Source organism: Flavobacterium sp. 270, from assembly GCF_004368785.1.
Lineage (GTDB): Bacteria > Bacteroidota > Bacteroidia > Flavobacteriales > Flavobacteriaceae > Flavobacterium.
The window spans coordinates 1253940-1266963 of record NZ_SODM01000001.1; the positions used below are offsets into that span (position 1 = coordinate 1253940).

General features: G+C 34.3%; 9 protein-coding genes. 2 read left to right on the forward strand and 7 right to left on the reverse strand.

Annotated features, from left to right (window positions below):
* Window positions 1–139: 139 nt before the first annotated feature.
* From nagB to guaA, 5 genes are all read right to left on the reverse strand, one after another.
* Complete coding sequence (gene nagB, locus EV144_RS05425) at window positions 140–2068, reverse strand: glucosamine-6-phosphate deaminase (RefSeq protein WP_134146871.1); 1929 nt, start codon at window positions 2066–2068, stop codon at window positions 140–142.
* Window positions 2069–2340: 272 nt separating this feature from the next.
* Window positions 2341–2742 (reverse strand): OsmC family protein, encoded by a 402-nt coding sequence (locus tag EV144_RS05430; protein ID WP_134146873.1) that lies wholly within the window; start codon window positions 2740–2742, stop codon window positions 2341–2343.
* Window positions 2742–4856: a LysM peptidoglycan-binding domain-containing protein gene (locus EV144_RS05435; RefSeq protein ID WP_134146875.1), complete on the reverse strand. Its 2115-nt coding sequence runs from the start codon at window positions 4854–4856 to the stop codon at window positions 2742–2744. The genes EV144_RS05430 and EV144_RS05435 overlap by 1 nt, the downstream gene beginning before the upstream one ends.
* 92 nt (window positions 4857–4948) lie before the next feature.
* A complete protein-coding gene (locus tag EV144_RS05440; protein ID WP_134146877.1) occupies window positions 4949–6853 on the reverse strand; it encodes a LysM peptidoglycan-binding domain-containing protein in 1905 nt (634 codons plus the stop codon).
* A 380-nt stretch (window positions 6854–7233) separates the two neighbouring features.
* Window positions 7234–8763 (reverse strand): glutamine-hydrolyzing GMP synthase, encoded by a 1530-nt coding sequence (gene guaA, locus EV144_RS05445; RefSeq protein ID WP_134146879.1) that lies wholly within the window; start codon window positions 8761–8763, stop codon window positions 7234–7236.
* Between the two features lie 218 nt (window positions 8764–8981).
* Between guaA and EV144_RS05450 the strand changes: the two genes are divergently transcribed.
* The gene (locus tag EV144_RS05450) at window positions 8982–9509 is read left to right on the forward strand and encodes a hypothetical protein (protein ID WP_134146881.1); all 528 of its coding nucleotides are present in this window, start codon (window positions 8982–8984) and stop codon (window positions 9507–9509) included.
* Window positions 9510–9780: 271 nt separating this feature from the next.
* Window positions 9781–11517: a thiamine pyrophosphate-dependent enzyme gene (locus tag EV144_RS05455; protein WP_134146883.1), complete on the forward strand. Its 1737-nt coding sequence runs from the start codon at window positions 9781–9783 to the stop codon at window positions 11515–11517.
* A 54-nt stretch (window positions 11518–11571) separates the two neighbouring features.
* Here the strand turns inward: EV144_RS05455 and EV144_RS05460 are convergent, their stop codons facing one another.
* Both EV144_RS05460 and EV144_RS05465 read right to left on the reverse strand, forming a co-directional pair.
* Window positions 11572–12285 (reverse strand): hypothetical protein, encoded by a 714-nt coding sequence (locus EV144_RS05460; protein ID WP_134146885.1) that lies wholly within the window; start codon window positions 12283–12285, stop codon window positions 11572–11574.
* 254 nt (window positions 12286–12539) lie between these two features.
* On the reverse strand, window positions 12540–12953 hold the full coding sequence (locus EV144_RS05465) for a hypothetical protein (RefSeq protein ID WP_134146887.1): 414 nt from the start codon (window positions 12951–12953) through the stop codon (window positions 12540–12542).
* Window positions 12954–13024: the final 71 nt, after the last annotated feature.

Sequence of the window (13024 nt, forward strand, 5' to 3'; positions counted from 1 at the left end):
ATATAAACTAAAGTTTACTTATTCTATCAAACCATATAAGTTTTACAAGCATATATAAACTTAAATTTACTTATATAACTTATATGGTTTAAATCTTTATTACAGCTTAGAATCTCAGCCTCTCAGAACCTTAGCAACTTTAGTAATGCCATCTCACAAAAGCCTCCATTGCTGCGTAAGTTGCCAAACCTAATTGCTGATAAAGCATTGCCGTTTCGTGGTTTCTGTCTTCGGCTCTCTGCCAAAATTCTCTGGCATCTGTTCCTTGAAAAACAACTCCGTCTTTTTGAGATTGGTGTTTAAAGATTCCGTGGCGTTTTGCCAAAACCTGATCCGGGCTCATTGGTACCGCCATTTCAACTTCATCAATTCCCCATTCCTGCCAAGCACCGCGGTATAACCATAACCAGCAATCGTCCATAAAAGGTTTTGGTTTTAAAGCTTTTACAGCTTCAAAAATCGCATCCAAACAAACTTTATGTGTTCCGTGTGGATCTGCTAAATCTCCGGCTGCATATATTTGGTGTGGTTTAATTTTTTCAATTAAATCCATCGTCAATTGAATATCTTCTTTTCCGATTGGTTTTTTCTCAATTGTTCCAGTTTCGTAAAACGGAAGTTCCATAAAGTGAATCTGATCGTCTGTTAAACCAACAAAATGACTTGTTGCTCTCGCCTCTCCTTTTCTAATTAATCCTTTTATGTAACGAACTTCTGGAATGTCGATTTCGCTGTTCTTTTTATTCTTTAAAAAAGTCACCGCTTTTTCGTAAATCGTATCAGCCTCAGGGCTTTTGATTCCGAATTTTTCGTTGTAGTCAATTACGAAACTTGCAAAACGCAGCGCTTCATCATCCGCGACAGCGATATTTCCAGAAGTCTGGTAGGCAACGTGTACTTCGTGTCCCTGCTCCTGCAGACGCATAAAAGTTCCTCCCATACTGATAATATCATCATCTGGATGAGGACTGAAAAGCAAAACACGTTTTCTTGCCGGCTCTGCTCTTTCCGGGCGGTTAGTATCGTCTGCATTTGGTTTTCCGCCTGGCCAGCCTGTAATGGTATTTTGTAATTTATTGAAAATCTTAATATTAATATCGTAAGCCGGACCAGAATCTGCCAGTAAATCGCTCATTCCGTTTTCGATATAATCGGCATCGGTAAGCATTAAAATTGGTTTTTTAAGTTTTAAAGCCAAACCTAAAACTGCTTTTCTAGTCAGTTTATCTGTCCAGACTACTTTTTCTACCAGCCAAGGGCTGTTGATTCTCGTTAGTTTTGAAGAAGCTTCTTTATCTAAAATAAAAACTGCGTTATCGTGTTCCTGCAAAAATGAAGCTGGAACTCGATTTGTTACTTCATCTTCTACCGATTTTTTTACAATATTTGCTTTCCCTTCACCCCAAGCCATCAAAATAACTTGTTTGGCTTCCATGATTTTTTTCACTCCAAGTGTGATTGCTGTTCTTGGTGTATTGCTTAATCCAGAAAAATCTTTACTTGCCGCAACTCTCGTAATATGATCTAAAGCGACCAAACGGGTTTTAGAGTTTTGAAGCGAACCCGATTCGTTAAAACCAATATGTCCGTTACCTCCAATTCCCAAAATCTGCAAATCGATACCGCCCAAAGCTTCAATTTTAGCTTCATAATTATGGCAGTAATCTGCAATTTGTTCTTTGGTCAAAAGTCCGTCTGGAACGTGGTAATTTTCAGGTAAAATATCAACATGATCAAACAGTAATTCTTTCATAAAACGAACATAACTGTTGATAGAGTTAGGCTCCATTGGATAATATTCATCCAGATTGAAACTAATTACGTTTTTAAAACTTAATCCTTCTTCTTTATGAAGACGTACCAGTTCTGCATATAGTCCTTTTGGAGAAGAACCTGTTGCAAGACCTAAAATACAAGGCTGATTGTTTTTTTGTTTTGTTTGAATTAAAGCTGCAATTTCCTGGGCAACTGCTTTAGAAGCTTCTGTAGAATTTTCGAAAACCACGGTATTGATGTTTTCAAATCGTTTTTCGAAACCTGTTGCTTTGTCTATTTTACTTTTTAACATGATATATAGTTTTTTATTCTTTCTAACTTAAATTTCGAGATTTTTATTCTAAAAATACATGCAAATAATATGCATTTTTACACATGATTATGCGTTTTTTTTGCAAGACAAAGATAAGCCATTATGTTGTGTAAAGCCCAAAATAAAACATGAATTTTTTGTTAATTTCCAAGCAATATGTGATAATAGCAGCGGGAAGCAATTGCATTCAGATTTAATTTTCCAAAAAAAAAACCATCAATCTCTTGACGGCTTTTTTAATTATTTAACTACTAACTCCAGTTAAAAGTAATTCGTTTTTCAATTTCACTGCTTAAACTCAAAAATACTGGGCAGGTCATTGCTGTACGTTCCAGAATCGTTTTGTTTTTTTCATCTGCAACGCCTTTCATTTCAAAAACAATTTCAATTGCGCCAATACGTCTTGGCTCAGCATTCATTATCTTCGTTACTTCTGCTGTAGAACCTGTAAAATCTACTTCTAAATCACGGGCTTTGATTCCCATAACTGTCATCATACAGCTTGCTAGTGCATTGGCAACAGTATCAGTAGGAGAAAATGCTTCTCCTTTTCCGTTATTATCTAATGGTGCATCAGAAATGATTTCGCTTCCTGATTGCACGTGAATTGATTTTGTTCTTAAATCTCCTAAATAGGTTACTTTTGATGTCATTAATTTGCTACTTTTAAAGTTAAATCGGTGTCATAATATAAAATGTAAACACCTTTATTGGCGTGTCCACCATCTTCTTTTTTGTAATATTGAAACTTATTGTCAACTTGCTCCGTTGTCATTAAATCTGCTGTTTCCTGATATGTTTTTCCTTGTACTAAACGCATCATAGTATCAAAAGTTACATCAAAACCTCTTGTTGCGTATGTATTCGGATTTACTTTATTTTTTAATCTGTATTCTTTATCAAAAATGGCAACAGGCTGTTCGTCACTTTCTCTGGTTACCGAAGGATACATTAATTTCAGTTTGATCAAATTGTTAAAATCAATTTCGTCTGTATCCAATGTGCTGTTTGGTTCTAAAATTACCAGCTGCACCTGACATGTTTTTTGCGCATCAAGCATAGCTTTGATAGTAGTTTTTACCATAGCCGTGTTACCCGTTTCCATTACCACATAATTCATTCTGTTTGGTAATAAAAGACTTTTCAAATTGGCAACATCAAGTCCGCCAGTTTCAGATAAAGCTGCAAAAACAACTCCTTTCTGGTTTTGTTTAATATAGCTGACAACCGATTCTTTTTTCTTGTCTACTACAGCAACGATATTTCCGTTTTTAGAACGCATATAGTCAAAAATAGCATTTCGAACAATATCATTAGACGGAATTGACTGATACAAATTATCAATCGGGTTTGCACTATCTTTTGATAATGGCGAAATCACCGGAACATTGTACAAACGCAAAGTATTTGCTGTAGATTCAGCATTATTTTGATAAAACGGCCCGATTACAGCGTGGGCGTCCTGAAGCTTATTTTGAGCAATTAAACCTGCAACATTTGATGTCGTTTTTGTTTCCTGAGAATCATAAATTGCAACATCTATAGGCAATTTTAATGTTTTTGCCGAGTCAATAGCCATCATAGCTCCAGAATAAAAATCAAGCGTCATATTAAAAAACTTATCCGTTTTTACTCGATTATTGATGCTTGTTGTATCATTTTGCATTTTAGCTAAATTAAAAGGCAATAGCAAAACCAGTTTTTTACGATCTGTTTGTCCTCTCTTCTTAGTTAATGCTACTACTTCTGGATCAGCTTCATCTGATCTTACTGTTCCAACAATTTTTATACCGCCGCCACCGCCAGAAGTTACTTCTGGAGCTTTTGTTTCTGTTTTTTCAATAGGTTTTTCAACTGTTTTTACAACAGGTTGTTGCTGTGCTACGATTGGCACTGCTGCAACATATCCAGTCGGAACTTTTAAAACCATTCCTTCTTTTACTCCTTCAGAAAGTGACGGATTTAATTCCGTTAATTCTTCCTGAGTTAAATGAAATGTTCTTCCTAAACTATAAAAAGTCTCTTTTGGCTTCACCTGATAATCCATATAAGTGGTTATTTTTCGTGGAGCTTCTGTTGATTTTTTAGTTTCAGCAGGTTTTACGGTATTGGTTATTGGCGCACTTGCCGTTTCTGTTTTAGGCGCTGTTCCTTTTATTGTTACACGATAACCAACTGGAAGACTAGCTACAATTTCGGGATTACGTTTTTCTAAATCTTCAATAGTAGTATTGTATTGTTTTGCAATAGAATACTTGGTTTCTTTTGCCTGTACATCGTGATAAACATATTTTTCAGGTGTTTTTGCACTCACCGTTTTCGCAGTTGTAGCTACAGCTTTTGGCGCACTTCCTTTTGCTGGAATTACCAGTTTTTGTCCAATCTGAACGCCTGTTTTTTCCAAAACGGGATTTGCTGCTTTTAAAGCTTCATCAGAAATACCATATTTTTTTTCGATACTATAAAAAGTTTCTTTTGGCTGTACTTCATGAATTATTTCTTTTCCGCCGGCAGTTGATTTTACTGCAGCCGTTTCCGTTTTAGTGTTTCCATCTTTAGTCGGAATCAACAAAACAGTATTCGGAGGCAAAGAAGTTCTTGCATCTGGATTTAATGCATAAATATCATAAGGCGTAACCTTAAATTTTACGGCAATCTGATTAATCGTTTCTCCACTTGATACTTTGTATTTTACTACTTTTTCCTGCGAAAAAGCATTACAGGTTACAAAGAAAATAAGAGAAAATAATGTTGAATAATATTTCATATGGGCTTAAAACAATTTAATTTCTAATTCAAAAAACAAGTTACTCATTCTCTATAAAGCAAGATTCGCGCCACGAGTTAATTTTCTGCTAATTATTCTCTAAGGTCAATTTCTGCCTTAGCAATAATTACATTTTTATATAACTCATCTTCTTCCTTTTTCTTGCATTGATATAAAACTTCTTCCATATTTTGGAATCTATCTGAATAAACATAATACGAAAGACTGTTTATATTAAAGAAGAAACTAGCGTTAAAATCGCCAGTATCAATAAGTTTCATAATGAGCCTATCTCTTAACATTGCGTCCGTAAATATACCTAAAACTAAGTAATAGCCATTTGAAACTTGTTTAAGATTATCAAAAACTTCAACTTTTACTGTTTTATCAGTTCTAAGCGGATTTTCTTTCAGTTCGCGTTTCATTTCTTCCAAAGATACCGTTTTAGAAACCTCCGTTTTATTCTGATTTTTAACTGCTTCATCCTGATACTTTTTCAATTTTACCAAAGCCAGTTTATCATCAAAATTTCGGGCTTCCATGCTATAATAAGACGCTTTACTGATTTGTCTTTTAATCTCAATTTTTTTCTGATTGTCCAGTGAATCTATTTTAGCAATCAACAACTGATTCTGCGCATCACCCTGTTCCTGATCTATTTTGTAACGTTTTATTTCGTCAAGCGAAAGGCGTTGCTGCAAAGAAGTAACACTGTTCTTTTTTTCGCTTTCGCGGATTTTCTTTTTGTATTCCTGATTTTCCTCAACCGCAATTCTTTCCACTTTATTCATCAGTCCGGCGTAAGCTTTTCGGTTTTCTGCCAACTCCTTTTTTAATTCAGAAGATAAATCACTGGTTTGTCCGATGCTTGCGTAAGATTGTTTTTCAAGACGTTTCGATTCATCAATATTCATAACGTCCATTCTTTTCAATTCGACCAAATCATTATTCATTGTATTTACTAACGAATCTAATTTTGCCATTAAAATATCCTGTACATTTTTATTGGCTTCTAAAACCAATCTTAGTTTTTCAACTGAATTTTCTTTAGAGCCATTCATATCATTCAGATTGACTTTCAGATCATTAATTTTGATAATCTTCTGATTCATTTCTTTCTGAATAACCAACCGGTCTTTTAAATCGTCAATTTCAACCGTTTTGGCTTTTGTCTTTTCAACCACAACTTGTTTTTCCGCCAAAGCCAGCATTAATTCTTCACTTTCGTTTGCTGGTTTAATTGCTGTAGTATTGATGGCTAATTTGTTGCCTACAATTAATCCGTTTACAATTTCTGGATTTTGTGATTCTAACTGATCGATAGAAATACTGTATTTTTTGGCAATAGAAAATTTAGTTTCTTTGGGTTCAACCACATGAAAAACAGTTTCCTGATTGATTACGCGAACTCTTCCGTCTAACGTTTTTCTTTTGTTTGGAATTGTAATGGTCTGACCAATCTGCAATCCGTTTTGAAGTAAATCTTTATTTAAATTTTCTAAATCCTGCACCGAAACATTGTATTGTCGCGCAATACTGAACAAAGATTCTTTTGCCGTAACCTGATGTGTAATTTTTGAAGTTGACAGCACTTCTGTTTTAGGATTCGAAGTACTTTCTGGAATAATTAATTCCTGACCAATTTGTAAACCACCGGCAAGGATTTCCTGATTTGCATTTTGAATGGCTTCAACAGAAACATTGTATTGTTTAGATAAGCCAAACAACGTTTCTTTTGCTAAAACTATATGAGTTTGCTGCTTTTGATTTGTTTTTGATTCCGCATGAACAGGAATTTTTATAATTTGATTGTCCTTTATACCGTTTTGAGATTCGGGATTGAGCTTATAAATTTCATCAACAGATACTTTATATTTTTGGGCAATAAAATATGCCGTTTCTCCTTTTTGAATTTTATGTTCAATAATTGAATCTTGCGCAGTTATTCTGTTAAAAGACAAAATAAACACAAGAGAAATCGTTAAAAGTTCTCTCATAAATAGTAGGTTTAAAAAATTAGGGCTTTACAAATGTAACTTAATTTTAAAAATAGCACTATTCTTACCTGCATGTTTGTTACAACTTAGAACATTATTTTTTGCGACAATACATTAACCCGTTGCTATAAGTATTTCTAACACATAGAAATATAGTTTTTCTTGCGTAAAAAAGAGTATAAAAACAAATCTAGATTTACACACATAGCTATGTTTCTTTAGATAAATGAAATGCCTTTTTTATAGCTAAAGTTGAACTATGATTCTATGTGTTAAAAAATATTTGAATTTCTTCCAACAGATTAAATTATAGATTTTAAACAAAAAAATGCCCGTAAAATACGGGCATTCTTTTATTCTATTTCATTAATAATCAAAGATTATTCCCACTCAATTGTTGCTGGTGGTTTTGAGCTTATATCGTAAACAACACGATTCACACCTTTTACTTTATTAATAATGTCGTTAGACACTTTCATCAAGAAATCATAAGGTAAGTGAACCCAGTCAGCCGTCATACCGTCGGTAGATTCTACAGCTCTTAGCGCTACTACTTTTTCGTAAGTACGCTCATCACCCATCACACCTACACTATTTACAGGAAGCAAGATTGCTCCAGCCTGCCAAACTTTGTCGTATAATCCCCAAGATTTTAATCCTTCGATAAAAACTGAATCTACATCTTGCAGAATCTGAACTTTCTCTGGCGTAATATCTCCTAAAATCCTAATTGATAATCCAGGTCCCGGGAAAGGGTGTCTCCCTAATAATTCTGGATCTATTCCTAAAGTAGCTCCAACTCGTCGTACTTCATCTTTGAAAAGCATTCTAAGCGGTTCTACAATTTTTAATTTCATATAATCTGGCAATCCACCAACATTGTGGTGCGATTTAATTGTAGCCGATGGTCCTTTTACAGAAACCGACTCAATAACGTCAGGATAAATAGTTCCTTGTGCCAGCCATTTTACGTCTTCGATTAAGTGTGATTCATCATCAAAAACTTCGATAAATACACGACCAATTGTTTTACGTTTGGTTTCCGGATCGCTGATTCCGGCTAATTCGCCAAGAAAACGATCTCCTGCATCTACTCCTTTTACGTTTAATCCCATTCCTTTGTATTGATCTAATACATTTTGGAATTCGTTTTTACGCAATAAACCGTTATTTACAAAAATACAGTATAGGTTTTCGCCAATTGCTTTATTTAATAAAACAGCTGCTACAGTAGAATCTACTCCGCCAGAAAGTCCTAAAACTACTTTATCGTTTCCTAGTTTCTCTTTTAACTCTGCTACCATTTCTTCTACGAAAGCACCTGGTGTAAAGTTTTGAGGAACTTCGGCAATTTTTACTAAAAAGTTCTCCAGCATTTTTGATCCATCTGTAGAATGGAAAACTTCTGGATGATATTGAATTCCATAAGTAGTTTCGCCTTCAATTTTATAAGCAGCAAATTCTACATCATTTGTGCTTGCCAATTTTACTCCGTTTGTCGGTAAAGCTTTGATACTATCGCTGTGGCTCATCCAAACCTGGCTGTTTTCTGAAACGCCATCAAAGAAAACTTCGTTCTCTTTTATATAAGATAAGTTAGCTCTTCCGTATTCTCTTGTGTTAGAAGCTGCAACTTCACCTCCACTAAAATGAGATAAATACTGCGCTCCGTAACAAACCGCTAACATTGGAAGCTTGCCTCGAATTTGAGATAAATCAGGATGCGGCGCATCTTCTGCTCTTACAGAAAATGGACTTCCTCCTAAAATTACTGCTTTATAAGGTGATAAATCACTAGGAAAGTGATTGTAAGGGAAAATTTCGCAGAATATATTTAATTCGCGAACTCTACGCGCAATAAGCTGTGTGTATTGCGATCCGAAATCTAAAATAAGTACGTTGTGTTGCATGCGCAAAAATACTTTTTATATTTTAAAATGAAAAATCGGATTCATGAAAAAAAATATTTTTTTTTCATTTGAGCTGCTAAGATGCTAAGAATCTAAGGTTCTGAGGTTTTAGACGAGATGAAAACTTAGAAGCTCAGCACCTTAGAAACTTAGAAGCTTCCAAAAAATCCATATCTCAAAATCTTTCGTAAATACCAAAAACCCATTTAAACCAAACTATGAAATCAAAATTAATTGCCCTTTCTTTATTCTTAGCTGTATTAGTAAGTTCTTGTAGTGCTGTTGATGATTTATTGAGTTTTACTATTTCGAATCAGGCTTCGATAAAAATTAAAAGTACTTCGCCAATCAATCTGCCTTCAGAAATTATTACGCCGGATGTAACTACTAACTCTTCCACAGAATTTGCAAACAACAAAACAAAAGCAAATCTGGTAAAAGATGTAAAACTAAGATCACTGCAACTTACAATTGACAGTCCTTCGGGCAAAACTTTTACATTCTTAAAATCCATTCATTTGTATATTTCGACTACAAATTCTGATGAAATTGAATTGGCGTATCAAGACAATATCAACTCTTCTATGAATACGATTGATTTGATTTGTACCGATAAAAGATTAGATCAATATATTAAGGCTGACAGTTATAAAATTAGAACTCAGGTTACTTTAAAAGAAACTTTAACTCAAGATGTAACGGTAAAAGCAGCTATGAAGTTTAAAGTAACGGCAGATCCGTTTTAAAAAAGAGTCAAAAAAATTCAAAGCAACAAAGGTTCAGAGAAATAAAGTATAATTACTTTGTTTCTCTGAACCTTTTGCTTTTTAAGAAAAGTTAAAACTTTAAAAAAGAAAAAAGACTCCTTTATTTTTTCATTAAATTTATAGAACTGAATATAATCTTCTTTGCAATCCTTAAATATTAAGGATAGCGCAATCTTCATTATTTCAACCCATAAAACTAACTAGCATAACCAATGTTGCACCACAATTATTAATATTAAAAATATAATTTATGAGTAAAATAGTTGCAGAACAGTTAGTTGAAATGTTGGTCGAAGCTGGAGTAAAACGAGTATATGCCGTGACCGGTGATAGTTTAAATTATTTTAATGATGCAATACGAAGAAACGGTAAAATAAAATGGATTCATGTACGCCATGAAGAAGTTGGTGCTTATGCTGCTGCTGCTGAAGCTGAGTTAGACGGTTTTGCGGTCTGCGCCGGAAGCTGTGGCCCGGGACATGTACATTTAATCAACGGCTTGTACGATGCGCACCGCTCGCACGTACCTTTATTAGCTATTGCCTCGACGATCAATACTGGAGAAATGGGAATGGATTATTTTCAGGAAACCAATACAATTAAACTTTTTGATGATTGCAGCTGTTACAATCAGATGATTATGACGGCAGAACAAGCACCTCGAATTATACAAACTGCCATACAACATGCGTTTGGCAAAAAAGGTGTAGCTGTTATTGGTTTACCCGGAGATGTTTCTGAACTAAAAGCGGTTGAAAGCAATATATCTACACAATATTTTCATTGCAATCCCGTAATCAGACCTTCTGATCAGGAATTACAATTGTTAGCAAAAGCAATTAATGAAAGCACAAAAATAACTTTGTTTTGTGGTATTGGTGCAGAAAAAGCACACGATCAGGTTGTACAATTATCCCATCATATCAAAGCGCCTGTGGGATATTCATTTCGAGGAAAAATGAGCATTCAGCCTAATAATCCAAATGAAATTGGTATGACAGGATTACTCGGCCAGCCTTCTGCTTATCACAGTATGCATGAGTCGCATCTTGTGTTATTATTAGGAACTGATTTTCCGTACGATAAATTTATGCCGACAGATAACAAAATCATTCAGATAGATACAAGCTCTGAACGTTTGGGCAGACGAGCCAATCTTTATATGGGATTATGCGGTGATGTTGCTAATACCATAGACGCTTTACTTCCATTATTAGAAGCAAAAACAGATGATAGTTTTTTACAGGCACAGCTTAAATTGTACGCGACGGTAAAAGAAAACATGAATACTTATATTGAAGATAACGGTGATGAAGACACGATTCAGCCCGAATATCTTGCTCATATTATTGATAAACTAGCAGATAATAACGCCATTTTTACTGTTGATACGGGAATGACCTGTGTATGGGGAGCGCGTTTTATAAAAGGTACCGGCGAACGTAAAATGCTGGGGTCTTTTAATCACGGATCGATGGCCAATGCAATGCCAATGGCTATTGGTGCAGCTTTGGCTCATCCGGAAAAACAAGTTATTGCAATGTGCGGCGATGGCGGTTTATCTATGCTGCTGGGTGATTTAGCAACAATCAATCAATACAAGATTCCTGTTAAAATCATTGTTTTTAATAATCGTGCTTTGGGAATGGTAAAACTTGAAATGGAAGTTAACGGTCTGCCGGATAATGAAACCAATATGGTAAATCCAGATTTTGGATTAATTGCCCAGGCAATGGGATTTGAAGGTATAAATGTTCATAAACCGGAAGAAGTTGAAAGCGCTATTAAAAAAGCTTTTTTACACGATGGTCCTGTTTTACTAAATGTTTTTACAAATCCAAATGCATTGGCAATGCCGCCAAAAGTAGATTGGGAACAAGTTACGGGAATGGCAAAATCAATGACAAAATTAATGCTGGGTGGTAAAATGGAGGAAGTTCTTGATACTATAAAATCTAATTATAAACACTTAAAAGAAGGTTTATAAAATTGTATTTAAAATATTAAAACGGAGAAAAATTAGAATCAGAAATGGTTCTAATTATTCTTTCGTAACTACAATAGATGCTTTGAAACCTGCTGCCAGATTGTCCCAATAATCATTGGTTACTAAAGTTCCTTTATCATCATAAACTCTAATTTCTGCAGTGTTTCCTCCTAAAGAACCGATGTTTAGCGCTTCAAAATCTAATTTATTAAATCCGTCTACCAGATTAATTTGTACGGATTGAAAACTGGCATCTAATAACACCTGACTTCTAATTACCTGATCATTAGACGAAACTTTGACTAAATCACCGTCGATGGCGCCAAAATCACGGAATTTTACAATAAAATATTTTGATTTGGTTTTAAAGTCTCCCAACGAAATATTTTTCTTTACTAATTCTCCTCTGCCTTCTTTTAGTCCGGCAGCTTTTAGCGCTTTATCCAGATCTTTTTCCATTTTATCTACATAACGATCGCCGGGATTGGCAAAATCATTTTCTGTAGACATGGTAAATTTGCTTTTTTCTTCGCCAATCTGAAATTTTGATTTTGGAGTAATGCTCGTATGCTCAAAAACGTTTGGCGTTTTGATGCTTGGCACATCCATATTATCGGCCTGAGGGTCTTTTACCTCAGGAATTGGAGTCTTTTTGGGTTTTGCTCCAAACTTTGGAGCGGGAATCGGCTTATATTTAGTACCAAACTCTGTTTGAGCTGATACCACTATAGTAGTAAAAAATAATATGAAAAATAAAATCTGCTTCATTAAATAAGTATTATCGAATCGGCTTTTATAATTTGTATAAAATCAATAGCATAGCATCACAAAAATAGTATTATTTAATTACGCTCTGCAACTTTAAGACATTTATAACAATATATTAGGCTAATTTTTGGAATCAAAAAACTTGCCAAAAAAAGAAGTTCAAAGGAACAAAAGTTCAAAGACATAAAGACTATTTGTCCCTAAACCTCTGCCCCTCTGAACCTTTGAACCTATAAACCTTATTTAAAAAATCTCTAATTAACTTTAATAAGGGTTGTAGAAATGGTAGACAAATCGAGTGTTTTACCTATACTGTAGAAAAAGAATGTATAATCAGGCTGTGTAACTCCTGCATTCATACTATCGATAAAAGCTAATTTTTCGTATAAAGTACCGTCAGTAGTTTTTACACTAAACTTAACTGCATAATTGCCGTCTTTTGTTCGATCATAATCAAGTTTAGAAGAGTTTGTAACATCAAAATCAATTATTACCTGATTTGCGCTGGGTTTGTCGTCAACTTTACTAATCATCAATTTAAAATCAGAGGCTTTTATAGACGGCAGCGTTGTATTGTCCTCATCATTGTGAGAACAATTTGTAAATACAATTGATAAACTCAATAGGAGAATTAGATTAATGGCTTTTAGTAATGATAATCTGTTCATAAATTATAAAATTATAGTTAGTAAATATTCTAATCGGTTATAATAAAAATACATTTTAGTAGATTTAATCT